The 24,709-nt window shown below is 62.1% G+C and carries 29 protein-coding genes; 5 read left to right on the top strand and 24 right to left on the bottom strand.

The features are described 5' to 3' along the window. Nucleotides 1-9 precede the first annotated feature (9 nt). The 6 genes from IPI01_19945 to IPI01_19920 are packed head-to-tail and all read right to left on the bottom strand — an operon-like array spanning nt 10 to nt 4,779. A complete protein-coding gene (locus IPI01_19945) occupies nt 10-294 on the bottom strand; it encodes a hypothetical protein (protein ID MBK7260028.1) in 285 nt (94 codons plus the stop codon). Further along, on the bottom strand, nt 288-1,073 hold the full coding sequence (locus tag IPI01_19940) for a hypothetical protein (protein MBK7260027.1): 786 nt from the start codon (nt 1,071-1,073) through the stop codon (nt 288-290). The genes IPI01_19945 and IPI01_19940 overlap by 7 nt, the downstream gene beginning before the upstream one ends. Next, entirely contained in the window at nt 973-2,718 is a 1,746-nt protein-coding gene (locus IPI01_19935; protein MBK7260026.1) for a hypothetical protein, read from the bottom strand. The genes IPI01_19940 and IPI01_19935 overlap by 101 nt, the downstream gene beginning before the upstream one ends. 14 nt (nt 2,719-2,732) lie before the next feature. Further along, complete coding sequence (locus IPI01_19930) at nt 2,733-3,497, bottom strand: glycosyltransferase family 9 protein (GenBank protein MBK7260025.1); 765 nt, start codon at nt 3,495-3,497, stop codon at nt 2,733-2,735. Further along, nucleotides 3,476-3,835, bottom strand: coding sequence for a hypothetical protein (locus tag IPI01_19925; protein ID MBK7260024.1), 360 nt, complete (start codon nt 3,833-3,835; stop codon nt 3,476-3,478). Before IPI01_19925 ends, IPI01_19930 begins: the two co-directional genes overlap by 22 nt. A 14-nt stretch (nt 3,836-3,849) precedes the next feature. Further along, the gene (locus IPI01_19920; protein MBK7260023.1) at nt 3,850-4,779 is read right to left on the bottom strand and encodes a glycosyltransferase family 2 protein; all 930 of its coding nucleotides are present in this window, start codon (nt 4,777-4,779) and stop codon (nt 3,850-3,852) included. Nucleotides 4,780-5,174: 395 nt separating this feature from the next. On the opposite strand from IPI01_19920, the gene rsmA reads away from it, so the two are divergent. The 5 genes from rsmA (at nt 5,175) to IPI01_19895 (ending at nt 9,391) form a co-directional block, all read left to right on the top strand. Next, complete coding sequence (rsmA, locus tag IPI01_19915; GenBank protein MBK7260022.1) at nt 5,175-6,956, top strand: ribosomal RNA small subunit methyltransferase A; 1,782 nt, start codon at nt 5,175-5,177, stop codon at nt 6,954-6,956. A 183-nt stretch (nt 6,957-7,139) separates the two neighbouring features. Further along, the gene (rplU, locus tag IPI01_19910) at nt 7,140-7,451 is read left to right on the top strand and encodes a 50S ribosomal protein L21 (GenBank protein MBK7260021.1); all 312 of its coding nucleotides are present in this window, start codon (nt 7,140-7,142) and stop codon (nt 7,449-7,451) included. A gap of 9 nt (nt 7,452-7,460) precedes the next feature. Next, nucleotides 7,461-7,715: a 50S ribosomal protein L27 gene (rpmA, locus tag IPI01_19905; GenBank protein MBK7260020.1), complete on the top strand. Its 255-nt coding sequence runs from the start codon at nt 7,461-7,463 to the stop codon at nt 7,713-7,715. A gap of 29 nt (nt 7,716-7,744) precedes the next feature. Then, nucleotides 7,745-8,668 (top strand): malate dehydrogenase, encoded by a 924-nt coding sequence (gene mdh, locus IPI01_19900; GenBank protein ID MBK7260019.1) that lies wholly within the window; start codon nt 7,745-7,747, stop codon nt 8,666-8,668. 15 nt (nt 8,669-8,683) lie between these two features. Next, a complete protein-coding gene (locus IPI01_19895) occupies nt 8,684-9,391 on the top strand; it encodes a hypothetical protein (protein MBK7260018.1) in 708 nt (235 codons plus the stop codon). A gap of 3 nt (nt 9,392-9,394) precedes the next feature. On the opposite strand, the gene IPI01_19890 is transcribed toward IPI01_19895, so the two are convergent. The 18 genes from IPI01_19890 to gatC form a co-directional block, all read right to left on the bottom strand. Further along, nucleotides 9,395-9,820, bottom strand: a complete 426-nt coding sequence (locus tag IPI01_19890) for an ATP-binding protein (GenBank protein ID MBK7260017.1) — start codon at nt 9,818-9,820, stop codon at nt 9,395-9,397. A gap of 8 nt (nt 9,821-9,828) precedes the next feature. Beyond that, nucleotides 9,829-11,778, bottom strand: a complete 1,950-nt coding sequence (locus IPI01_19885; protein MBK7260016.1) for a hypothetical protein — start codon at nt 11,776-11,778, stop codon at nt 9,829-9,831. Further along, entirely contained in the window at nt 11,775-13,190 is a 1,416-nt protein-coding gene (locus IPI01_19880; protein MBK7260015.1) for an MBL fold metallo-hydrolase, read from the bottom strand. The genes IPI01_19885 and IPI01_19880 overlap by 4 nt, the downstream gene beginning before the upstream one ends. Continuing rightward, a complete protein-coding gene (locus IPI01_19875) occupies nt 13,187-13,723 on the bottom strand; it encodes a DUF3267 domain-containing protein (protein ID MBK7260014.1) in 537 nt (178 codons plus the stop codon). The genes IPI01_19880 and IPI01_19875 overlap by 4 nt, the downstream gene beginning before the upstream one ends. Further along, on the bottom strand, nt 13,705-15,264 hold the full coding sequence (locus tag IPI01_19870; protein MBK7260013.1) for a hypothetical protein: 1,560 nt from the start codon (nt 15,262-15,264) through the stop codon (nt 13,705-13,707). Before IPI01_19870 ends, IPI01_19875 begins: the two co-directional genes overlap by 19 nt. A gap of 76 nt (nt 15,265-15,340) precedes the next feature. Beyond that, nucleotides 15,341-17,257, bottom strand: a complete 1,917-nt coding sequence (locus IPI01_19865) for a glycoside hydrolase family 97 protein (GenBank protein ID MBK7260012.1) — start codon at nt 17,255-17,257, stop codon at nt 15,341-15,343. 60 nt (nt 17,258-17,317) lie between these two features. Then, entirely contained in the window at nt 17,318-18,058 is a 741-nt protein-coding gene (locus IPI01_19860; GenBank protein ID MBK7260011.1) for a class I SAM-dependent methyltransferase, read from the bottom strand. A gap of 40 nt (nt 18,059-18,098) precedes the next feature. After that, the gene (locus IPI01_19855; GenBank protein MBK7260010.1) at nt 18,099-18,581 is read right to left on the bottom strand and encodes a DUF456 domain-containing protein; all 483 of its coding nucleotides are present in this window, start codon (nt 18,579-18,581) and stop codon (nt 18,099-18,101) included. Nucleotide 18,582: 1 nt separating this feature from the next. Beyond that, nucleotides 18,583-19,008: a VOC family protein gene (locus IPI01_19850; protein MBK7260009.1), complete on the bottom strand. Its 426-nt coding sequence runs from the start codon at nt 19,006-19,008 to the stop codon at nt 18,583-18,585. Between the two features lie 3 nt (nt 19,009-19,011). Beyond that, nucleotides 19,012-19,167 carry a hypothetical protein gene (locus IPI01_19845; GenBank protein MBK7260008.1) on the bottom strand — a complete coding sequence of 52 codons (156 nt, stop codon included), beginning with the start codon at nt 19,165-19,167 and terminating at the stop codon, nt 19,012-19,014. 23 nt (nt 19,168-19,190) lie between these two features. Further along, on the bottom strand, nt 19,191-19,691 hold the full coding sequence (locus tag IPI01_19840; protein MBK7260007.1) for a hypothetical protein: 501 nt from the start codon (nt 19,689-19,691) through the stop codon (nt 19,191-19,193). Continuing rightward, on the bottom strand, nt 19,672-20,577 hold the full coding sequence (locus IPI01_19835; GenBank protein MBK7260006.1) for a Gfo/Idh/MocA family oxidoreductase: 906 nt from the start codon (nt 20,575-20,577) through the stop codon (nt 19,672-19,674). The genes IPI01_19840 and IPI01_19835 overlap by 20 nt, the downstream gene beginning before the upstream one ends. Continuing rightward, nucleotides 20,578-20,934 carry a hypothetical protein gene (locus tag IPI01_19830; GenBank protein MBK7260005.1) on the bottom strand — a complete coding sequence of 119 codons (357 nt, stop codon included), beginning with the start codon at nt 20,932-20,934 and terminating at the stop codon, nt 20,578-20,580. Beyond that, nucleotides 20,931-21,371, bottom strand: coding sequence for a GNAT family N-acetyltransferase (locus tag IPI01_19825; GenBank protein ID MBK7260004.1), 441 nt, complete (start codon nt 21,369-21,371; stop codon nt 20,931-20,933). Before IPI01_19825 ends, IPI01_19830 begins: the two co-directional genes overlap by 4 nt. 15 nt (nt 21,372-21,386) lie before the next feature. Next, nucleotides 21,387-23,003, bottom strand: a complete 1,617-nt coding sequence (locus tag IPI01_19820; protein MBK7260003.1) for a CTP synthase — start codon at nt 23,001-23,003, stop codon at nt 21,387-21,389. Next, nucleotides 23,000-23,656 (bottom strand): DUF502 domain-containing protein, encoded by a 657-nt coding sequence (locus tag IPI01_19815; protein ID MBK7260002.1) that lies wholly within the window; start codon nt 23,654-23,656, stop codon nt 23,000-23,002. The genes IPI01_19820 and IPI01_19815 overlap by 4 nt, the downstream gene beginning before the upstream one ends. Beyond that, on the bottom strand, nt 23,653-24,417 hold the full coding sequence (kdsB, locus tag IPI01_19810) for a 3-deoxy-manno-octulosonate cytidylyltransferase (protein MBK7260001.1): 765 nt from the start codon (nt 24,415-24,417) through the stop codon (nt 23,653-23,655). The genes IPI01_19815 and kdsB overlap by 4 nt, the downstream gene beginning before the upstream one ends. Further along, nucleotides 24,414-24,707, bottom strand: a complete 294-nt coding sequence (gatC, locus tag IPI01_19805) for an Asp-tRNA(Asn)/Glu-tRNA(Gln) amidotransferase subunit GatC (protein MBK7260000.1) — start codon at nt 24,705-24,707, stop codon at nt 24,414-24,416. The genes kdsB and gatC overlap by 4 nt, the downstream gene beginning before the upstream one ends. Nucleotides 24,708-24,709 lie beyond the last annotated feature (2 nt).

Genomic DNA, 24,709 nt, shown 5'->3' with positions numbered 1-24,709 from the left:
CGGCGGCGCTCATGCGGGATGACGTTGTCGCAGATGAGCATCACGCGTGTGGCCGTTGGAACGGGCAAGGGCGGCGATGGTGCCGAAGCACGGCCCGAAGAACGGGAGCCAGTATTTGAAGATGATCAGGTCCGGACGTTCACGGCGGATCCGCAACCCGACGCTGATCCAGTTGAACGGGTTGATCGAATCCATGACCTGCGGCGCCGGCGTGTCGTGTCCCTCGCCGCCGGTCTCCTCCTGCGTTTTGCCGGGGAAGAGGAACGCCGGATACTGGCGTTTGAACGTCAGCACCGACACGTCATGCTTTGTGCCGGAGTGCGGCAACGAGCAGCGGAACAATGCGCGATGCCGCCGCGGAGAGGGAATGCCGTGCTCAGTACGGTGATCGTCATGTCAGGCCCCTGCCGATTCGGTCTGTTGCCGGCTGCGGCGCTCGTTCCAGAGGCTGGCGACGATGCCGCCGCAGCACACCAGGAGGGTGAGCACGCTGATGAGCGCTCCGCGGTTGAACGACGGGGGATCGAAGACCAGTTCCACCGTGTGCGTCCCGGCGGGAACAGGGATCCCCGGGAGACGAAGTTCGTCCGGTACACCGGCGCCTGCGCACCGTCTATCGATGCCCGCCAGCCGGGGAAATACGCTTCGCTCAGCACCAGGAACCCGGCCTGCGGCGTTTCCACGGTGAGGCCGATCCTGTTGATGCGATGGTCGGTGATGCGCACCTGCCAGGCCGATGCCGGCGCGGCGGCCGAGATCGGCGTGTACGTGCTGTCCTCCACAACGGCTTCGTTGCGGGGATCGAAGGACGGTGCCGTCATGCGGGCGCGGACCTCTTCTTCGTTCCGGGCAACGGAGGTGGTGGAGACGAGATACGCGCGCTGCAGATATCCCGGACGCTCTTTCAGTCCGATGGTCCCGCGCACCGAATCCGTCTGGAGATAATACTTGATGTTCAGCAGGTCATAGAAATTATCGGCGGTCGCCGCCGGCGGGAACACACGCGCCGGCATGAGCGGCGTGTAGCCTTCCATGGTGAACACGCGGTCCATGAGCCCCTGGTTCCGGTCCATGATCATCCCCTGGGTGTTGCGGGTGTTCACACGGAAGAGTTCGTTCTGCGACTTGAGGAAGCCGACCAGCGGGCGTGGCCTGCGCGAAATGTTCCTCGGGGTTCTGCGGCGCGGTGTTCTGTTCTGCGCCGATGTAGTACAGATCGAAGAACGTGATCGCCACGAGGAGGATGCCGAGGATCCCGGCGGGCATGCTGCGCCGGATGAGCGCGTAAAAGACAAAGAAGGACGGGATGATGGTCACCAGCGCGATCGCGAGTTCCCTCCGGACGAACGTGCGCTGCTGCTGTTGCGCAAGGAACGGGAAGAGCCCGTCGAAGAGTCCGAGCAGCGCGGCGATGACGATGGCAAGGCACACACCGCTGATCCACACCATGGTGGTGACCCACCGCTTGCCGTCCTTCTCCGTGAACTGTCCCTTCAGGACCGCATCGAATCCGAATCCGGCGAGCATCGATCCGGCGAACGCGACGAACACGCCCATGCGGCCGGGGTTGCGGAACGATGCGAAGCCCGGGATGTGATCGAAGAAGAGGCCGTGGAGGAAGAAGTTCTTGCCCAGCGAGAACAGGAGCGCAAAGAGGGCGAAGGACGCAAAGAACGCGATGTGACGGTTCGTCCGGAAGAACCGGAGGCTGAACAGTGCGAACAGCAGCGGTGCGACGCCGAAAGAGATGCTGGTCTCCCAGTACTGCCAGTACGCTCCCGGACCCCACCAGTTGTAGCCGTGCGCATCCGAGGCGCCGAAGAACTTCGGCACGAGGAGCGTGAGGAGCTGTCCCCACCCGAGCGAACCTTCGGACCCCTTCTCATACGTGATCGTGGCGCGCTGGGAGGGCGCCGAGAGGTCCTGCGTCGGCAGCAGCTGCACCATGATGAACGCGAACGACAGGGCGACGAGCGTCGCCGCCCGGCCCACGAGGACCAGCCCCGGGCGCGTGGTGAGTCCGCGCACGCCCACGGTGGCGATGATCTCTACGGCGACGTAGATGCCGAGGAAGAAGTAGAAGAAGAGGGACATCTGCGGCGAGCCGGCGAAGAAACTGTGGCCGAGCGTGAGCGCTCCGACGAAGACCCAGGTCCAGCGTTTCTCCTGCAGTGCTTTCCGCATCATGAACAGCATGAGGGGATACCATGCGGCGACGCCGATGATCACCTGATGGATCGCGTGGGTCACCATGAACCCGGAGAAGGCAAAGGCCGTACCGGCGATGAGCGCCGACATCCGGCGGAGCGCGAAGGAGCGTGCGAGGAGGTACATCCCGCATGCGGCCAGGAAGTAATGCAGCACGTTCACCAGTTCGAGCCAGTAGACGTTCAGGAGTCCGTTCTTCACGAACAGCGTGAGCGCCAGCATCGGCAGGTAAAGCACTTCGGTCTGGATCTCCGCGAAGAACGGCATACCGCCTACGGTGTACGGGTTCCAGAGCGGGAATTCACCCGCAGCGAGTGCGGTGGCGGCGTACTGCCTGAAGGGGTACCACTGATACACGAAGTCCTCCCACAGGTAGGCGTTCCCGAGGAGGATCTTCAGAAAGAACAGGGCGGTCATGGCCGCAAAGAAGCCGACGGCCTGAAGGTCCGACGGCTCCCACGGGGTGCCGGACGGTGGCCGCTGCCGTGTCTTCGATCTTGGTTGTGCCATGCGAGGGTGGACGGCTAAGTGGGGAGGATCCTTCGACAGCTTTCGAAGACGGTATCGACACGCAGGTACTGCATGCAATTGTTGGGACAGACCGGGGAGTAGTAGCACGGACAGTCGAAGTCCGGTTCGAGGATCTCGCCCCTGCCGTACAGCTCGAACTCGTTCTTGTTGAACGTGCTGTTGAACAGCACGAGCGGCTTCCGGAGTCCGACGGCGATGTGCATGGCCATCGTGACCGCCGAGACCACGAGGTCGCACTGGTCCATCAGGTTGATGAACTGGTTGAGCGGGAAGTATCCGGGGTAGCGTGCGCCGCTCTTCGCGGCGATGCGTGTGTTGCGGGCGTGTTCCTGTTCGCCGCCGAGCAGCAGCGGTTCGTAGCCCGCTTTCTTGAGTTTCTTCGCGAGCGCGACCCAGTTCTTCTCGTCCCACAACCGCGACACCCAGCGCCCGCCGCAGCCGGTGTTGAGGCCGATGATCGGTTTCTTCTTCGGCAGCTTCCACACGAACCCCTTGTCCGCATGGTTGTCCATGATGTACTCTTCGTGCGCGAAGGTGAACCCGGCGACCGCGAAGATCTCCTGGAGGTAGCTCAGCGTGTTGTGCTTGCTCAGGTCATCGAAGACGCCGGTCAGGAACTTCGGCTCCGCATCGGCGTCGATGGGTGCCGGCTTGCCGTTCGCCAGCGTGAAGCCCTTCTTCACATCCGCGCTGACCGTGGCGGTGAGCGCGCACGCCTCGCGGTCCTTGTCCAGGTTCACCAGGAGATCGAAATGCATCGCGTTGAGCGTTGCGACGGTCTGGGGGGTGAACGGAGGATCACATCCACCGCCGACGACGGCACGACCTCGGGTGTGAGGGTGAGCCACCAGATGCGGTGTGCGGGGTGGACGGACTGGAATTTCCGGAGGAGCGGTGTGGTACGGATGACGTCGCCGATGGCGCCGAGCTTGATGATGAGGATATTGCCCGACCGGGGGACGTACTGCGCACAGGCGCTGCCGTCGGCCTCCTGGCAGTGGCACCCCGTCTTCTTGTGCGGTTTGCAGGGGACATCGCCGCGGAACCACCGGCAGTCGCGTCGCAATGCGTCGATGGACGCCCACGGTTGTGTCATGGAGGAACCGTCCCTTACTTGAGGAACTCGCGGATCGAATACTCTTCCGCTGAGGTCCGCGTCTTGCTGATCATTTCTCCGAGCAGGCCGAGGGAGATGAACTGCACCCCGATCACGACCAGGATCGTCGCCGCGAAGAACATCGGCCGGCTGCCGAGGGCATACACATCGGGGCCGAGCAGGAGGCGGTGGATGATCATCCAGGCATCGACGCCGCCGCCGAGCACCATGGCAAGGATGCCGACGGGCCCGAAGAGATGCAGCGGACGGCGGAGGAAGCGTGTGGTGAAGATCGCCGTCAGCAGGTCCAGGAATCCCTTCCAGAACCGGCCGAGGCCGAATTTCGTTTTGCCGTACTTGCGTGCGCGGTGCTGCACCACCATCTCGCCGACCTTGAAGCCTTCCCAGTGGGCGAGGACCGGGATGTAGCGGTGGAGTTCACCGTACACCTTCACGGTCTTGATGACCTCCTTGCGGTAGGCCTTGAGGCCGCAGTTCATGTCGTGGATCTTCACGCCGGTCATCATTGCGGTGACCTTGTTGAAGAACTTGGACGGGATGGTCTTGGTGATGGGGTCGTGGCGGACCTTCTTCCATCCGGAGATGAGGTCGAAGCCGTCTTCGATACGCCGCTTCATCGACGGGATCTCGGCAGGATCATCCTGCAGGTCCGCGTCCATGGTGATCACGATGTTCCCCTGGGCCTTGTCGAACCCGACGGCCAGGGCGGCGGACTTCCCGAAGTTGCGGCGGAAGCGGACGACCTTGATGTGGCGGTCGTTCCGTTTCAGGTCGCGCAGCACCTGGAACGAGCGGTCGGTGCTGCCGTCGTCCACGTACACGATCTCGTAGCGGATGTTCATCCGGCCGAGCACCGAACGGAGCTGCGTGTTGAGCTCCTTCAGGGATCCCTCCTCGTTATAGAGGGGGATGACCACGCTGATGTCAGCCCAGCCCTGCTGCTGTTGCTGGTCGCGCGGTTCTCGAGGTTCTCGTGGTTCCCGCTGTTCCCGCTGCGGTTGTTGCGGGTTCCGCTGGTGTTGCTGGCGGGGTGGCCGCTGGTGTTGGCCTTGGCGCTGCTGCTGTTGGGGCTGCGGTTGCTGCCCTTCAGTCGGCTGGGCGTTCTGGTCGGTGGGTTGGTCTGGGGTCGTGGTCATAGGGCTAATGCGGACAGTGCCGAACGGTTAATTCCAAATAAAGTACAGCTTTCTGATGAGAGAATCAACGAATCCGGGGGCCGCGTTGACATTCGCCCCCCCCTTATCTATATTTCAAGTTCATTTTTGCCCCTCCTCAGGGGGCGATTGCCGTGCCACCGGGACCGGTTGAAAGGGTTGTCGTGAACGTTGTCCCCCCTCTGCGCCCCCGCGCGTCCCTCGGCCAGAACTTCCTGCGTGATCGGAACACCGCCCATAAGATCGTGGCCGCTCTCGACCCCGGTCCGGCGGATACGGTCCTGGAGATCGGCCCGGGCGAAGGGGCTTTGACATTCGAGCTTGCCTCGCTGGCCGGCCGGCTGGTGATCGTGGACCTGGACGAGCGGGTCATCGCCCGCATGCAGGAGGCCTTTGCCGGCAAGCCGGTGGAGATCCTCTTTAATGATGTTCTGAAGCTGGACCTGACGGAGCTGGCGGGGCGGGCGGGCAAGCTCAAGATCGCCGGCAATATTCCGTACAATATCACCTCGCCGATCCTGTTCCATCTCCTGGAGCACCGGGCCGCGATCACTCAGAGCATCCTGCTGATGCAGCGTGAAGTGGCCTACCGTCTGGTGGCGGTGCCGCGCACAAAGGACTACGGGATCCTGTCGGTCTTCTTCCAGCTGTTCTTCGATGTGGAGATCCTGTTCGAAGTGCCGCCCACGGTCTTCTATCCGAAGCCGAAAGTCACCTCCACCCTGGTCCGCCTCCGGCCCGCTCCCCGAGCCGCGCTTCCCCCTGAAGGACGAGAAATTCTTCCGGTCTCTGGTGCGCGGTGTGTTCGGCAAGCGGCGGAAGACCCTGCGCAATTCGCTCCGGTATCATCTGGAGGCGGAACCTCCGGCGACGGGTTTCGACTACGGCCGGCGGCCGGAAGAGCTGAGCCTGGAAGAACTTGTGCGGCTGGGCGACGAGCTCCGCGCGGCCCTGCACGGTGGGAAGGGGGGGGCATGAAGTTCCGTACGCCCGCGAACGGCCTCCATTCCACCGATGTGGTGATCGTCGCGTTCTTCACGTTGCTGACGGTGATCAACATCGTCTTTGCCGGCCGCATCCCGGGATGGTGGATCATGGTCCTCGTGAACTCCGCCATCATCGGGGCGATCCATCTGCTCGGTGCGAAACGCCGCGGCAGCACTTCGAAGGCCCTTGCGGTGATCCACGATTGGTACGTGCCGCCGCTGGTGTTCCTGACGTTCAAAGAGTTGTACTACATGATCAAGCCGATCCATCAGGGGGTCGACTATGACGACTGGCTCATCGTGGCGGACCGGTGGTTGTTCGGCGTGAACCCGACGCAGTGGCTGGAGCAGTTCAGCCATCCCGTGATCACCGAGCTCCTGATGATCGCGTATACGCTGTTCTACCTGCTGTTCCTGATCGTCGGGTATGAGCTGTACAAGAAGCACCCGCGCAGCGAATTCCATTTCTTCATGTTCACGTGCGTGTTCGGTTTCTATCTGTCGTATCTGGGATATTTCGCATTGCCCGCCGTGGGGCCGCGGTACACCCTGCATGATTTCAATTCGCTGGATGCGGAGATCCCCGGGCTCTGGCTGACCCCTGCGCTCCGCTGGTTCGTGAACTGGGGGGAGTCCATCCCGATGGGCGTGAGCAGTGCGGCGGCGATGGCGGCGACACAGCGCGATGTGTTCCCCAGCGGGCACACCATGATGACGCTGGTGCTGATGTGGATGGCGGTGCGTTACCGCCTTGCCTCGCGGCATTTTGTGCTCGTGACGGGTGTCCTGTTGATCATTGCCACGGTCTACCAGCGGTATCATTATGTGGTGGATCTGATCGGCGGGGCGTTGTTCGCGGTGGCCTGTCTGTTCATCGCCCCCCGGCTGTACGCCTTCCTCAGGAAGAAGATCGGGACGATGGACCAGGTGCATCCGTGGGCGGGGGACGACTCCTATTGAGAGTGGCAAAGGCCTGGTATGGTCAATGCCGCGATTTTTGCCTGTTTTCGGGGTGCCGGGGGATGGGGTGGATGGCATCCGGGGGACCGGGGAGGAGATGGTCACCTTTTAGGGGAAGGAATTATTGACTTTTTTGCGATCATTTGGTACATTTACATTCCTATATGAGAGAGGAATACATCGATGTTCGCCGTCGTTGAAGTCGCTGGAAAGCAATACAAAGTGGCACCGAAAGATAAGATCATGGTGCCCACCCTCAATGAGAAACCCGGAACGAAGATCCGCCTGGACCGCGTCCTCATGCTCGGCGATGAAAAGAGTGTCTCCGTCGGCCGCCCGCTCGTGAGCGGTGCCGTCGTCGAAGCCACCCTTGTTGAACACGCCAAGATGGACAAGGTGATCGTGTTCAAGAAGAAGCGCCGCAAGGGATATCGCGTACGGCGCGGACATCGTCAGGGTTATTCTCAGATCGAAATTCTCAGCATCGGCAAGTAGAGGCGCGTCATGGCACACAAAAAAGGTGTAGGCAGTTCCCGTAACGGCCGCGATAGCAACGCGCAGCGTCTGGGCGTGAAGCGCTTCGGCGGCGAAACCGTCACCGCAGGCTCCATCATCGTCCGCCAGCGCGGCACGAAGTTCCGCCCCGGCGAGAACGTTGATATCGGCGGCGATGATACGCTCTACGCAAAGGCCCCCGGCGTTGTGGCCTTCAAGAAGATCAGCAAGTCGCGCCACGTCGTGAGCATTCTCTCCAAGTAACATACCCACCATCAGCACCGGAGACGACCATGAAGATCACGGTGATCGGGGCAGGCAACGTCGGAGCAACCACCGCACAGCGTATCGCGGACAAGGCCCTGGCCAATGAGGTTGTGCTTGTGGATGTGGTCGAAGGCATCCCGCAGGGGAAGGCTCTCGACATGTTCGAAGCGTCTCCGGTAGAGAAAAGCGATGTTCGTGTCATCGGCACGAACGGGTATGACGAGACCGCGAACTCCGACATCGTGGTCATCACCGCAGGCATCGCCCGCAAACCCGGGATGAGCCGCGACGATCTGATGAACACCAACAGCGCGATCGTCAAGAGCTGCGCTGAACAGGCCGTCGCCAAGTCCCCCAATGCCATCTTCATCGTTGTCTCCAACCCGCTGGATGTCATGGCCTGGGTGGCCATGAAGGCCACGGGCCTCCCGCGCCAGCGCGTGATCGGTATGGCCGGCGTCCTCGACGCCGCCCGCTTCCGTTCCTTCATCGCCCTCGAACTGAATGTCTCCGTCGAGGATGTGAACGCGTTCGTGCTCGGCGGCCACGGCGATACCATGGTCCCGCTCGCACGCTACTCCACCGTCGCCGGTATCCCCATCACCGAACTGATGGATGCCCCGACCCTGGAACGGCTGATCACACGCACACGCAACGGCGGCATCGAGATCGTGAACCACCTGAAGACCGGCAGCGCGTACTACGCACCGTCGTCCGCCACCGTCGCCATGGTCGAGTCCATCGTGAAGGACAAGAAACGCATCCTCCCGTGCTCGGTCTACCTCGAAGGCGAATACGGCATGAAGGGCGTGTTCGTGGGCGTTCCCGTGAAGCTGGGCAAGAAGGGCATGGAGCAGATCATCGAGATCAAGCTCAACCCCGATGAAGCCGCCGCTCTCGGCAAGTCCGCCGCGGACGTCGAGTCCAGCATTGCCAAGGTGAAACTGTAGGAGCTTCGTACCATCGTGAAAACGATCAAGGCAACCTTCCGGGTTGCCTTTTTTGTCCTGGGCCTCCTCTCGCTCTCCTGCCGGCAGGATGAGTCCCCCTACGCATCAACGCCTGTCCCCATCACGCCGGTGTTCACCACGGGCGATGTCTTCCTCTATGATGCCCTCATCACCGACGAATTCGGCTACGCGATCTATTCCTCGCGTTCGAAGGCCCAGTGGAAGGTGCTGACCACCGGGTTCGAGGTCCCGGGCATCGGCACCGGTACCGTGATCGTGGACAGCGCGAGCGTGCTGCGGAGCACTGCTGCGGCCGTGGACACGGTCAGATTGGCTGTGTCCCCGGACGGCGACCTCTACCGGTACGGATTCCTCGCGACGATCGCCCGCATCAGAAAACTCCCGGCGCTTCCCGAAAGCTGGGACCGCATCGCGGCGATCTCGGGCGGGTCGAACAGGTCGTTCCTCGTGGGTTACATGGACACGGCACGGACGGAAAACGTCTACGGGCTGATCACCGGTACGCCGGACATGTATTCGGCGAAGGTGAAGGGGCAGCAGTCGGTGTTTCCTGCCCACCGCGTGGACATCGGGGGGGCGCACATCCGGTACACATTCTGGCTCGCTGATGAGCCGACGGCATTCCCGGTCATCTGGCTCGAACCCGACGATGGATTCGGGGGAACGGAACTGACCCTGACGGAGATCAGGGCAGGGGGGTGATCCTTACTTGTTCGTGTTGAGCCAGAGTCGCACCTGCATCCCCTCCGGCGCATGCGTGAACTCGACCTTGTCCATGAGCGTGCGCATCAGGAACACGCCGCGTCCGCTCGCGCGGTGCAGGTTCTCTTCCTTGAGCGGATTCCGGATATGATCCGCACGGAACCCCTTCCCCTCATCGTTGATCTGAAACAGCAACCACCCCGGCAGGACCTCGCAGGAGACCTTCACGCGCTTCGTCGGATCGGAGGCATTGCCGTGCAGGATCGCGTTGTTGACGGCCTCGGTGAGCGAGACCATCAGCTTGTGCATCGCGATCTCATCGAGTCCGACCACGGCATTGATCTTGTTCAGATAGCCCTCAACGCGCATGACGCTTTTCGGGACACTCCGGAGAGTGATGCGGAAGATCGATCGGGGTGCTTTCGGCATTGCTGTGCTCAAAAGTGGAGAAAGACGTGCATCGTCATACTTGCGAGTGAACGGAATGTGCCGTCCGACTGCTTGCGCCGCTCATACCAACCCTGAAACAACAACCGGCTCGCGGTACTCAGGTCCCACCGGATCAGACTCGTCGGTCCCACGCTGCTGAAGAACGTGTCCGGCTTCCGGATCGTGTCCTTGTAGACATACCTCGATTGACTGAAATACCGCATCCCGAGCGCTACCAGCAATGCCGGCACCGGCGCATAGCGTACCTGCGCCGAGAACGTCCGGTCCACCGTGGAGTTCTCGGTCCGCTCCAGGAACTCATCCCAGCGGAGCATCCCACGTTCATACAACTTTAAATAGGCGTAAAAATCAAGTCCTAAGCGTTGGGTAAGCTCCACCGTGGTGGAATCCATCCAGGAAAACTGCCTGTACGAGAAGCTCCGGGCCAGCGCGACCTGCTTTTCGTAGTCGTACACGGTATAATTGGCAAGGACCTCAAATCCGTTGACGCTCGTGAACCAGTCCGCCGGCCGGTAGATGGCCCGGGGGGAGAGGCGGAGGACCCTGTTGATGTTGTTATTGGCGCTCCGCTCCTTCAGCAGATACACCAGGTGGCTGAGCGTCCCATCCACGGAGATCCCGATGTCCACGTGACGGCTCACCCGGTGCCATGTCCCCAGTGCCAGCGCCACCAGCAACTCATCCCGGTCCTCCTGGTTCAGTTCGCTCGGCGTATCGTACCGCAGGATGGTTGCCGACCCGGCGAACATGATCCGGTGAAGGAGCGACAGATCCAGAGAGGTGCCGCCCGAGAGGGAAACCCTCCGTGCGACGTTATCCTTGGACTGCTCCTGGCGGTTCCTTTCCGCGAAGAGGACGGCGATGTTCGGTGCCATCGTCCCGGCGGGTGCCTTGGCGCGATGCGTTTCATTCCGTTCGGAATACCCGAGACGGACGTGTGCCGATGAAGTGGCGTCGGGGCTCTGATACCACACCTGCGCATAGGTGTCCATGCGGAACTCTTCAATGCGCGTATCGAACGTTGCTGCACCCGATGGGTCCGCCCGCAGTCGCCGCATGTCCTTGTCGAGCCCGCGGCTATTCACGTTCACGAACAGATCGGCACCCACCGACCGGCTGACATCGTACGACAGCAGGTTGGCGAACGAGAAGAGATCGTCGGTGCGGCTTTCGATCGTGCTGTCGCCCGCAAAATAGAATTCCCGTCCCGTCTGCTGGAACCCGATCATCAGACTATCGCGTGCCTCCGGGCTGAACTGCTTCTCCACCCCCGCCTGCGCGATGTGGTTGGTGAGGACGCGGGGAGAGAGGTTGTCCCTCCGGAAATGCCCCTCGCCGGCCACCCGGTATCCGTCGAACTCCAGCGGGTGCAATGTCGCACCGAGGTCCAGCGCCAACCCGCGGTCATGGATCGCGCCCTGACGGTCCCAGCGGTACCCCGCGAGCGGGGACAGCGTGATGAAGGACCACGGGGTGACGTCGACACCGGCAAGCAGCGTGTGGTTCGATGCATTGCTCAGTCCGTTCCCCCGGTTATCGGAGAAGACGAGCGACGACCATTGGGTGTGCACAGCGACCGGTTCGCTGATGGGATGGGCGAGGCTCAGCCGGAGATTCTGCTGCGTGCTCTCACTCGTCCGCGCCGCACCGGGCGACGGGTTCTCCGTCTGAATGATGTTCGAGAGATACGTCGCGCCGACACTGAACCGTGTCCGTCCGGCGACCGTATCCACGGCAAGGCGTCCGAGCCAGTTGAAGGTGTTGAGGTTCTTGTCGAAGAGGACGCTGGCGGTGTTCGTTCTCAGCACCGAATCCGGTCCCGTGATCGTCGTCTCTGCCTCCCGGAGGCTTTCCTGCGCATGCGCAGGAAGCCCGGCCATCGCCAGCATCGCTGCCGGGAGGAGGAGCCGGACCGCACGGGAGAGTGCGGGCATCATGCGAGCGGGATGCGTGTCCCGCGCGAGGGGATGAGGACCTCGCCGAATTTCTCCTCGCGGAGCGTCGCCCCGAGTTTTTCGGACTGATCGGGGTCGCCGTGAACGAGGAAGACCTTCTTCAACGGCCGGCGCGGGAACTCGTGAAGGTAGTCGAGGATCTCGGTCCGGTCCGCATGCGCGCTGAAGGAGTTGAGCACCACGACCTCGGCCTTCAGTTCGTGCGGCTCCCCGAAGATGTTCACCATCGGTTCCTTCATGACAAGACGCTTGCCAAGGGTGTGTTCGGCCTGATAGCCGACGATGCAGATGAGGTTCTTCGGATCGCCGACGGAGTTGGCGAGATGGTGGACGATGCGTCCGGCTTCGCACATGCCCGAAGCGGCGATGACGATGAACGGCCCGGGCTTCTGATTCAGCGCTTTGGATTCTTCCAATGTGCGCACGTACGTCAGCCGTTCGAAGCCGAAGGGATCGTTGTGGTCGGGGGCATGCAGGATCGCCAGCGTCTCTTCGTCGAAGCATTCCGTGTGCTTCTTGAACACATCGGTGACGTTCACGGAGAGCGGGCTGTCCACGTAGACCGGGATGTGCGGGAGCTTCCCCGCTTTGTTCAACTGGTGCAGCGTGTACACGATCTCCTGCGTCCGGCCCACGCTGAACGCGGGGATGACGATCTTCCCTTTGCGTTCCATCGCCCGGAGGATCGGCTGGAGGAGCTGGTCCTCCATGTCTTCCTGTGCTGCATGGAACCGGCCGCCGTAGGTGGACTCGCAGATCAGATACTCCGTATGCTCGTTGGCGATCAGCACCGGGTCGCGCAGGATGGGGAGGTGCGGACGGCCGAGGTCGCCGGTGTACGCAAGCGTTGTCCGCGTGCCGTTGGCGCCCAGCTCGAGAGAGACGGACGCTGAACCCAGGATGTGGCCGGCGTCTTCGAAGCGGCAGCGAATGCCGTCCACGACATCGAAGTCCCTGGAGTAGTTGAACGATTGGAACAGGTCCAGCGTGTCCAGGACGTCATTTTCGGTGTACAGCGGCTCCACAAGAGGGAGGCGCTTCTTCTTGTGCCGTCTATTGATGAACTCGGCGTCCTTTTCCTGGATGTACGCGCTGTCCTTGAGCATCACCTGACACAGGCTCTCCGTGGCGGGAGTGCAATAGATGGGACCCGAGAATCCGTGCTTCACGATGCCCGGAAGATTGCCGCTGTGATCGATGTGGGCATGGGAGAGCACGATCGCATCGATGGAAGAGGGATCGAACGGGAACGTGCTGTTCCGTTCGAGCGCCTCATCACGTCTGCCGTGATACATCCCGCAATCCAGGAGGATGCGTTTCCCGTTCACGCGGAGAAGGTGCATGGAACCGGTGACGGTCCGTGCGGCGCCCCAGAACTCGAGTTCGATGCTCATACAAGAACGTCCTGTGATGATGGAGGATCATAGACGATGCAGCCGGCACGGTCGGGATGGTCGAGGACCATCGAGGTGCCGTGCTCGTTCCGGAGGAGCCAGATGATGAGGAGGTCTCCCCCGGCCGCCGCGGAGAACAAGACAGCCGGGAACAGGAGCCACGGCAAGCCACCGAATACCGCCAGCAGGGTCGGAACCAGGCCGAGGGCGATCGCCGGTACCAGCGCGCCGATGCGGTAGGCCTCGACCGTGAGCGCCTCGCGGCAATGCGCGAACGGCGTCAGTGTCGGCCAGTGGACCCCGAAGGTGATGGCGGACAGCGACTTCTGTCCGTAGTATGCCCATGCCGCGCCATGCAGCAGTTCATGAAGGATGATACCACCCGCGAGGATCGCGAGCGAGAGGCCGGGCTGACGGAAGATGCCGACCGTCGCCTTGAAGGCCGCCCATCCGTGCACGCCGGCATACAGGAGCACGATGAGGAGTGCGGGAATGAGGGCGACAGGGATCGCCATCAGGTTGACCTGCCGCATGGAGAGGGAAAGGTCCCGCGCTCCGGGCGGCCGGTATGGATGTCTGGTTCCGTGGTGTCATTTATCGGGTGTCTCGGCCCAGTCTGCCCCCGCGCCACGAAACCGTCTGATGAGTGCTGTTCCGTGCCCCGGTGGTGCCCTCCAGCGGAAACCCGAACCCGAGAAGGCGCTCCGCCCCGGGTTTCCGCCTGGGGGATCCGGGGTTCCACCAGGGTGCCCCGGTTCGCCAGCGTGTACTTGAATGCCATGCGCCGCCAGCCCTTGCTCGAGCCATTCCGGGGCGGCAACCCCAGGATCTCACGCCCGAGGTCGACGTAATACCGGTAGTTCTCGATCGGGGTGCCGTTCGGGATCCGGTGGTCCAGCCCGAATGCGATCCCGCCTTCACGCATCAACGGCTGCAGCTTGTACTCCAGCTCGGCACGGATCGCGGCTTTGTCCGTGCGCAGCACGTGCTTGTCGATGCCGCCGCGGATCGCCAGTTTCGAGCCGTACCGCTTGCGTACCTCGACCACATCCATGCCGGCGGCGGGCTCCATGGGATGCATGGAGTTCAGTCCGCACCCGATGAACGCATCGAGCACGCGCCACATGTTCCCGTCGGAATCCATATCGAAGATGTTCGTACCGCGCGAATGGACCAGGTCCCACACCGACAAAAAGTATGGCTTGATGAAGGCTTCGATCTGCGCCGGCCCGATCATGGGCCCGGCCTTGCCGGCAAGGTCCTCGTGCACGGACAACTGGTCGATCATGAGTGTGTCGGTCACACGTTCGAGTACGCGGAGCGAGGTGTCCTGCATCGTTGCGATGATGTCCTGCATCAGCTCGGGTTGCTCGTAGTATGCCATGCAGGAAAGCTCTTCGCCCATGAGTTCGCGTGGGATGTCGAACCCGCCCGGAATGTAGGCGACCACGAGGGTGCCCTGCTCCTGAGCTGCACGCGCCCGGGCGATGGCGTCCTGATCGATCCGGTCTTCGCGGAAGGTGAACAGGGGCTTGATCTTCAGCCATGAATCCATGTCCTGCACGGGATGGTCCATCGGCAGGGGGATCGTGGCAGCGCTTTTGATGAGCTTCGTCCGACGGCCCATCTCATCCCGGCGGATGAGGATCTCGTCGGTCTCTTCGAGAACGACAGGCGGCGGGCCGCCGAACACGCCGGTAGCTCCGCCGCAGGTGATGACGGGGACATAGTCCCAATCGAATGCTTCGAGGGAAAGTTCATCAGGCGTGGCACCCTGTGCCAGCCATTCTTTCTCCAGTCCGACCAGCGGGCCGAAGAGTTCAACGAACATCGGCCGCTCAGCATGGCCGAAGGTCATCAGGTCGAGGTATTGCTTCCGGTGGAATTGCATGGTGGTAACGGAAATATAGCACTTTTCCATCACCGAAGCCACGGCCGGAGGACGGTGCCCATCGCTGCGCCCGGCAGAACGGACCCTGCTCCATCGCTGGCACCCGGGCTGCAGAACGGCCCCTGCTCCATCGCTGGCACCCGCCACGGCCTGCCCATCGCTGGCGCCACGCCAGAACGGCACCTGGATACGGGTCGGAGAATGCGGCCGATGGATCCTGCTTCCGGATGCACGTGACGTACAGGATCCGGCGAACCGGTCATTTATGGATGCGTGCCACCCACCCGCCGCCGGGCGCCATACGGACTTCCAGTTTGGTGCCGGCGCTCACGGGCTGCGTCACGTGTTTGTAGTCGTTCCCGTTCCTGTCGGCATTGATGCCGTCTTGCCAGATGTCCGCCGTCCATGCCCCCTCACCGAGGAACGAAAGGTCGAGCGGGAGCACCCGCCCTTCCTCATCGGTCATTCCCCCGACGTACCAGTCGTCGCCGCTCTTCCGTGCCATCAGGACGTAGGAACCGACCTTCGCATCAAGGGCGATCGTCCGGTCCCATACCGCGGGGACGGGCCCGAGGAACTTCATGCAGTCTTCTTCACGCATGTAGTTGGTCGGACTGTCGCAGAGCATCTGGAGCGGGCTTTCATACACCACGTACATGGCGAGCTGCTGGCACCGTGTGCCCATGCTTGCCGGGGTCGCCCACATGGGCTTGAAAGACTTCTCGGGGATGTTGATCATCGCCCCGGGCGTGAAGTCCATCGGCCCGGCGACCATGCGCGTGAACGGCAGCGTGACGCAGTGCTTCGGTGTCACGGTAGACCACTTCGCGTTCTCCAGTCCGCGCACGCCTTCACTCGTGAGCATGTTGGGCCATGTGCGGTTCAGGCCCGAGGGCTTGTACGCGCCATGAAAGTCCACGAGCAGCTTCCGCGCCGCGGCTTCGCGCGATGTGTTCCAGTAGTAGTTCACCATCCACTGGTCGTCGCGCTGCATGAAGTCCACCTTGATGCCCTTGACCCCCCAAGAAGCAAACAGGTCCAGCGCCGGCTGCATCTGATCCTCGAGGGTCTTCCAGATCACCCAGAGGATGATGCCGACGTTCCTGCTCTTGCCGTAGGCAACGAGTTCGGGGACGTTGATGCCGGGTTCCTGCGTGAGGAGGTCGCCCAGCGGGTACCAGCCCTCATCCAGAATGACGTACTCGATGCCGTGTTTCGACGCGAAGTCGATGTAGTACTTGTAGGTCTCGTTGTTGATGCCCGCACGGAAATCCACATTGTAGATGTTGTTCGCGTTCCACCAGTCCCAAGCCACCTTGCCCGGCTTGATCCAGGATGGGTCTTTGATCTGCGATGGCTGCGAGAGCAGGAAAACGAGATCGTTCGTCAGCAGGTCGCGGTCATGGTCGGCGATCGCAAGCATGCGCCAGGGGAATACCCGTGGCGCCATCGTCTTCGCGAGATGGTCCGCCCGCTTCACCGGTTCCACATCACGGTCGTTCTTCTTCTTCTCTTCCAGGACGAAGGCCGGCCACAGCCCGTGGAGGGCATTCGCGCCGGTGCCGTTGAGCCACAAGCCGGGGTAGTCTCTCAGGTCCGATTCCGAGATGAGAATGTGTTTGCCGCCCTCGGTGGCGAGCAGGGTGGGGGTGCTGGCGAACTGCTTCTCGGTGATCGTCTTCAGCGCGGCGTGGGTATACAGGCGTTCGTTGTGCGACATGAAGCTGGTCTCTTCCGGGAACCACACCATCGGTTCGCCGGGGAGATCGATGGTGAACGTTTCCGCCGACACGATCGTCTCGCCCTTCCACCCGATGCTCCAGCGGTACGCCACACCGAGATCGTAGGCACGGACGATGAGCGAGGTGCCGTCCTTGAATTCGATGGTGCGTTCGTTGAATGCTTCCAGGACGGTGCTGCTCTTCTGGTGGATGACGCGCGGCACGGTACGGTTCTCGGAGCGCGTGGAGGTGCGCTTCACGGTCGCGTGCACGCCCGCTGCGATCCCATTCGTGAATGTCATGCCGATCGGCGATGGCCGGACGAGGATCACGCCGTCGCGCTTCACCGCAAATGTCACCTGATCGCCGACCGCGATGGTGATCTGCGTCCTGGTGTCGGGGGACGATACGGTATGGCCGTTGTCCGGGGTGCCGGAGGCAAGAAGTGGTGTCATGATCAGTCCACAGAGGATAGAGGTGCACAACGATGAATGCGACACGGGATTCTCCTTAGTTTACGAACGCTGCATGATAGAGAACACATAACCGAACGCCGATGAGCATGATGCATAGACATCGATCTCGTGCTGGAGCGTATCGCACAGTTCCTGCGCCGGAGGATCGTTCCGGTGCGCGGCACGGATCAGGTTGACCTGCTCCTGCATGGGTTCGTAGTACGTCTTCCAGTGGTCTTCGACGCCGATCGGGAAAGAATCCACGAGGGCGTAGCCGGCGGCAGCCACGAGGCTGCGGATATCGGCGGAGCGCATCATGGCGGGATACTCGGTGGCGAAGAACTCCACCGCCTCCGGGGGAGGGGTATCGGTGAGCCACACCATGTCGCTGAACACGGCATAGCCGCCCTTGCGGAGGAACGGGCGGATCATCTTCAGTCCCGCTTCGAACCCCATGATATAGATGGACCCTTCGGCCCAGACGAGATCGAACGAGCCGTCAGGGAAGGCGAGCGTGCGCATATCGGCATTGCGGCAGTCCACCGTTGCCCGGAGTTCCGCTGCCGCCGCCCGGGCTGCGAGCGTATTCAGGAACGGCTGATGGTTGTCCACGGCCACGATGTGCCCGGCACAATGGCGTGCGAGGGTGATCGTCTGTGCCCCCGCGCCACATCCAATGTCCAGAATGGACATCGGGGGAGGAGGAAGGGTGACCGAGGACAGGGCGCGGAGAGTTGCGCGGACCGATCCCGGGGCCTGGCGGGGGAGCGCCTCGAAGAGTTCGAAGAAGAGTGAGTCCATGATGGCGTTCGGACGGAGAGGCCGGGTGCTCGTCCCGGCCTCAGATGAGATACGCGATAAGGAAGATCCCTATCATGACGAAGACGAGTGCGATCTTGACCGCGGTGCCCAGGAGGAGGCCGATCCATGTGCCGACCCCGGCCTTGCCCGCTTCGATGAAGTTCTTGCGCACCAGCCATTCCACGAGCAGCGCGCCGGCGAACGGGCCGATGATGATGCCGGGCAATCCGAACCAGAAGCCGATGAACATGCCGATGCCGGCTCCCACGGCGGCCCACCGGCTTGCGCCGAAGCGGCGTGCGCCATAGGTGGTGGTCACAAGGTCGGCTCCCCACGCGGCGGCGCCGATCACCAGAAGGATCGTCAGGGTGATCCATCCGACGCGTACGAAATCGTCGGACCAGGCAACAAAGAACAATCCCAGATAGATGAAGATGACCCCGGGCAGGCCCGGAATGATCACACCCGCGATCCCTGCGAGGACGAGCAGGATACCGCCGGCAAGGAGGAGTCCATCGGTCATGTCAGTGCTTTCCTCTCGGCACGTGGTGCTGTGCGGGTTTGGGTGGTTCGATCAGTGCCATCACGGCGCCCGCGGGATCTTTGATCACGCAGAACCGGCCGAAGGAACCCATGCCCCGGGGTTCGGCGATCACCATGCCTCCGTGCTTTGCGCATGCTTCGATGCTTGCATCGAGATCGGCGACCGTGATATACACGAGCCACTGGGACGGGAGGTTGGCGTTGGCGCCGCGCGCATGGCAGATGCCGGCCACGGGCTGATCCGTTCCCGGGAGGTTCATCTGAAAATCCGAGTAGGCACCCATGGGAACGGGGACCGCTTCCCAGCCCGCGACCGCCGCATAGAAATCGCGTACCTTCGGGGCATCATGGACCGTCAGATCGGCCCATGCCATCACGCCGTACGGCGTTGGCTCGTTCGTACTCATGGGTCATTTGCCCTTTTCGTTCTTGCTCTTCCTCTTCAGGTCGGCGCCGTGCGCGCGCTTGTAGGTCTGGATGTCCACGAAGCGTCCCTTCGCATCCCGTACTGCGTACAACTTTGTGCCGGAAGCACTGCGGTGCGTCGTCCGTTTACGTGCGGCCATACTCCCTCCTGGTGTGAGTGGTGTCAGAGCGTGATGATGCGGCCTTCGTTCCTGCTGCGTTCTGCGTCGAATGCCATCTTGTGGCTCTCCATCGAAACGGCGAGTGAGGAAGAGATGAACGACGGGTCCTGGTACTGGACGGCCTTGATGAACGCCTCGAGCAGCCCGTAGTCGCCGCCGCCGTGCCCGCTGTTGATGCCGGTGTCGGCCTTCTCGGTATCGATGGACTCTTCGGTGCCGTTGCGGAAGTTCGCGACCCTGATGTAGCGTGTGTCGCCGATGGCTTCACCCATCGTGCCCATGATGCGCGTGCGGCGCGAGCCGGTGGTGAAGGCGCTCATGGTGAGCGATGCCGTCCGCTCGTTGCCGAACTGCATGTTCACGACCTGATGGTCGACGACGTCGTTGTCGCAGTGGTACACGCAGCGGCCGTAGGGGCCTTCCTTCAGCGCACGGAGCCGCCCTTCCTTCGAGAGGTCGGCGGTGATCACATTCACGGGCCAGTCATTGTTCTTCATGTTCATGTAGAGCTTCAACGCGGAATACGGGCACTCCGGTTCCACCGCGCAGCCGTCCGTACAGCGCAGCGTACTTCCCGTGCGGGGCGTTCTCCTTCCGGAAGTGCTTGAGCGAGCCGAAGGAGGAAACGGAGAGGCACGATGCATCGGCCAGCCATCGGATGATGTCGAGATCGTGACAGCACTTCGAGAGGATCATGGGCGACGAGGTGGCCTGGTTGCGCCAGTTCCCGCGCACAAAGCTGTGTCCCTGATGCCAGTATCCGACTGGCTCGCAGTGTTCGATGTTGACGACCTCGCCGAGCACACCGGACGCAACGATATCCTTCAACTTCCGGAAGTACCGTGTATAGCGGAGGACGTGACAGATCGCAACGATGCGCGGGTAGCGCTCATGGTGGACAAGGATATCCTCGCATTCCTTCCACGAGGTGGCGATGGGTTTCTCGAGCAGGATGTCGTAGCCGAGTTCCAGTCCGCGGATCGCCGCCGGATGGTGGAGCAGATCCGGCATGGTGATCAGGATGGCATCGGCGAACTTCGGCAGGGCAAGGGCATTGTCCCAGCTCGGGAACCGGTTCGCGTCGGGGATGTCGTACGTGCGGGCAAAGCGTTCCTGACGGTCCGCGATGGGTTCCGCGACCCCGACGATCTTCATCTGATCCGGATGGAGTTTCGACCACGCGGAATAGGTATTGCCGCGGCTCCCCGCTCCGAGGATGATGCAGGTGACGGGCTTATTGGTGAAGGGGCGGACGGACGGTGTATCGTCCGGTGCGATCGCCGGAGCGGCATCACCGAGGGAGGGGGCGAGGGTGCTGCCGAGGGCAAGGGCCCCGAGCCCCTTCAGTGCGTCGCGGCGGTTGATCGAACCTTCGGTGGCGCTCATCATCTATGCCTCGTATTTACGTATCGTTCCGGACAACAACAGTGTGCCCAGCAGCGTCGCCACAACGGCGCCCAGGATCCCCCAGCTTATCCGTGCGAACGGTGTCCCCGTGAACACGAACCACGCACTCAGCGCAACGAAGATGCCGAGGTAGACCATGGCCAGGAGCCGGGCGGTGGGCCACCGCAGAAGGATGCCCATGCCCGTCACGATCCCGCCGAGCATGATCGCGATCGCGGCACTGACCGGGATGCCGAACACGTCCGGCATGATCGCCGGCAATGCCGCTGTTCCCGTCAACGCCGACGCGAAGATCAATGTGAAGAAGTATCCCGGGCGGAGCAGGTTCGATGGACTCATGGATGTACATCCTTCTGCTCGATGGGGAACGGATCGCCAGGACCAAGGACCCAGGCGCTCGGATGCTGTGTGAATCCGATCCGCGGATAATACTGTACTGCCGCCGGCGCCGAAAGGAGGACGATGCGGGTTCCCGGTGTGAGGGCTTCCCGCGTCCGCCGGATAAGTTCAACGCCGATCCCCCGGCGCTGGTATGCATGGTGGACGGCAAGATCGGAAAGATACGCCACATACACGAAATCGGTCATGGACCGTGCAATGCCGACAAGCCGCGGGCCGTCGCGTGCCGTGATGATGAGATTGGCGTGCGCAAGCATCGCGCGCATCGTCTCGCGGTCGTTCACCGGCCTGCGTTCGCCCAGCGTGGAGGCGACATAGAGGGCGATCACCTCATCGAGGTCGAGATCATTGCCGGTATGGTAGCTGAGGGCTTCCATGGCGCGATCGCCGGCTCAGGTGCCTGTGTGCTCCACCGCTGCCCGGACGAAGTCGCGGAACAACGGATGTGCGGTCGTGGCGCGCGACTTGAGTTCGGGATGGAACTGGCAGCCGACGAACCATGGATGGTCGGGCAGTTCGATCATCTCCACCAGTCCGTTATCCGGACAGAGACCGCTGACGATCAATCCCTTCTTCTCCAGCGCCTCTTTGAACGCGTTGTTCACTTCGTACCGGTGGCGGTGGCGTTCCTGGATGAGGTCGGACTTATAGGCCTTGTGCGCCTTCGTGCCGCGCTCGACCTTGCAGGGATACGCGCCCAGCCGCATGGTTCCGCCGTAATCCTTCACCTTCTTCTGTTCCACCATCATGTCGATGACGTTCTGGTCGCTCTGCTTGAATTCGGCGCTGTTGGCATGATCGAGCCCGCACACATTCCGCGCGAATTCGATCACCGCACACTGGAGTCCCAGGCAGATCCCGAAGAAGGGGATGTTCTGCATGCGGACGTACTGCACCGCGGCGATCTTCCCTTCGATCCCGCGTTCGCCGAACCCCGGTGCGACGAGCAATCCGTTGACGTCGCTGAGGTGCTTCTCGGCGCCGTCGCGCTCCACATCCTCGGCGCGGACCCATTTCAGGTCGACCCCGACATTATTGACGGCGCCCGCGTGCACGAATGCCTCGGCGATGCTCTTGTACGCATCCTGATGGTCCGTGTACTTGCCACAGATCGCGATGCGGACGCGGCCGCCAGGGTTCTTCACGCGGTCCACGAATTTCTTCCACTCGCGGAGGTTCGGGCGCGGACAGGTCATCTCGAGTTTCTCGAGGACGATCTCGTCCACTTCCTGTTCCGCGTACACGAGCGGCACTTCATAGATCGTCGAGACGTCGCGGCCGTCGACCACCGAATCCGGGTCCACGTTCGTGAAGAGTGCGATCTTCTCGCGGACCTCTTTGGAAAGGGGGCGGTCCGACCGGCAGATGAGGATATCCGGCTGGATCCCGAGTTCCAGCAGCGCCTTCACGCTGTGCTGTGTGGGTTTGGTCTTGATCTCGCCCGCCGAGGTGATATACGGAACGAGTGTCACGTGAATGGCGATGGCGTTCTGCCGCCCCCTCTTGTACATGAATTGGCGCATGGCTTCAAGGAACGGCTGGCTCTCGATATCGCCGACCGTGCCACCGACCTCCGTGATCACCACATCGTAGTCGCCCGTCTCGCCCAGCGCTTCAAAACGGCGCCTGATCTCATCGGTGATATGGGGGATCACCTGCACGGTCGCGCCGAGGTAGTCGCCGCGCCGCTCCTTGGTGATCACCTCGTGATAGATCTGTCCGGTGGTGGAATTGTTCTTGCGCGACGTGGTGATGTCCAGATACCGCTCGTAGTGTCCGAGGTCCAGATCGGTCTCCGCCCCGTCATCGGTCACGTACACCTCGCCGTGCTGGAACGGATTCATGGTCCCCGGGTCCACGTTCAGATACGGATCGAACTTCTGGATGGTCACCCGGAGTCCGCGTGCTTTGAGCAACAAGCCAATGGATGCGGACGCGATCCCTTTCCCGAGGGAAGACACCACGCCTCCGGTGACAAAGATATATTTGACCTGCCGGCGTCTGCTCACGGGGTGGTCCTTTCATGACTGACAAGTGAATGACCGCTCAGGAGTTCAGGTACGACGATGCCCCCTGAGAGGACCAGTTTCAAACCTTCCTCGATGCTGAGATCGAGTTTGATCGCTTCCTGTTTGGGAACCAGCACCAGCATCCCGGATGTCGGGTTGGGCGGATTGGGGATGTAGATGTTCAGGAACTCGGTGATGGTGCCATCGGGCATGCGGCACTTCATTTCATTGGTCACGAATCCGATGCAGTACAACCCCTTCCGCGGGTATTCGGTCATGATCACCTGGCGGAAGGTCTTCCCTTTGCTCCCTCCGGCAAATGCCGTGACGAGGTCCTTGATCGCCGAATAGACCGAGCGGACGACGGGGATGGACCGGAGCACGTTCTCGAACCATGCGAGGAACAGCCGCCCGAGGAGATTCCGTGTGAGCAGTCCGACGATCATGATCACGCCGAGAACGCTGAGGACGCCGAGTCCGGGCACCTTGTGGCCGATCCAGTTCTCGAGGTGCGGGCGGAGGATACCGTCCACGGCATTGAGCAATGCCTCAAAGAACCAGTACGTGAGCCAGAGCGGGATCATGACACCGATACCGCGCAGGAACGTGGTGCGGAGATGGCCGAACAGTGTTTTCTGGATAGGTTCGTTCATGGGCGTGGGTTCATCAGAGTGCGCACGCGGTCGAGATCGGCGGGAGTATCGACCGCGATGCTGACGTGTGCCGTGACCGCTGCGTGAATGGCATAGCCATGTTCAAGGATACGGAGCTGTTCCAGTTTCTCGGCCTGCTCGAGGGGCGTTTGCTCCAGGGCAGCATACCGCATCAGGAAATCCCGCCGGTACACGTACATGCCGATGTGCCGGTACACCGGGCAGCGTTCGATCAGTTCCGCCGGGGTGAGATCGCGCCCGAACGGAATGGGCGAACGGGAAAAGTACAGACACCGGCCCCCGCGGTCCAGCACGGCCTTCACCGTGTTCGGATCCAGCAGTTCCTCTGTCGTCCGGATCCGCGTGACCAGTGTTCCGACCGGCAGTGACGGGTCCTGGAGCAGTGGTGCAACGGCCTCGTCGATCATGGCCGGCGGGATCACCGGTTCATCGCCCTGCACGTTCACGATGATCTCCGTTGCGGTGAGGCCGCGCGCCACGAGGGCGATCCGGTCCGACCCGCTCGGGCAGTCGGCCGGCGTCATCACGGCCGTACCGCCGAACGCATACACCGCATCCATGATGCGTTGATCGTCCGTTGCCACGATCACGTCGTTCACCAGCGTTGCCATCCGTGCACGTTCCACCACATGCTGGATCATCGGCTTGCCGTTGATATCCGCGAGCGGTTTCCCGGGCAGGCGGCTCGATGCATAGCGCGCGGGGATGACCACCACGACCCTGTGGGGGTGGTGCTTCATCGGTCGGCGATCACTTTCGGAACGGTGAAGAAATCGTCGACCCTGCCGGGTGCGTTCTGCAGGGCATCGTCCGTCGACAGCCCCGGTGTGCGCACATCCGCGCGGAACACATTCTCGAGTTCGATCACATGGGAGAGCGGTTCCACATTCTCCGTGTCGAGGCCGTTGAGCTGGTCCATGTACGACAGGATCGTGTTGAGCTCCGCGGTCAGGCGCTGCTTCTCCCCGTCGTTGAACGACAGGTGTGCGAGCCGGGCGACATGGTCGACATCCTTCTGGGTCACGGACACGG

Source organism: Ignavibacteriota bacterium, from assembly GCA_016707525.1.
Lineage (GTDB): Bacteria > Bacteroidota > Ignavibacteria > UBA10030 > UBA6906 > JAGDMK01.
The sequence above is the reverse complement of the archived record's forward strand: the minus strand, read 5'-3'. Positions and strand labels throughout refer to the sequence as shown.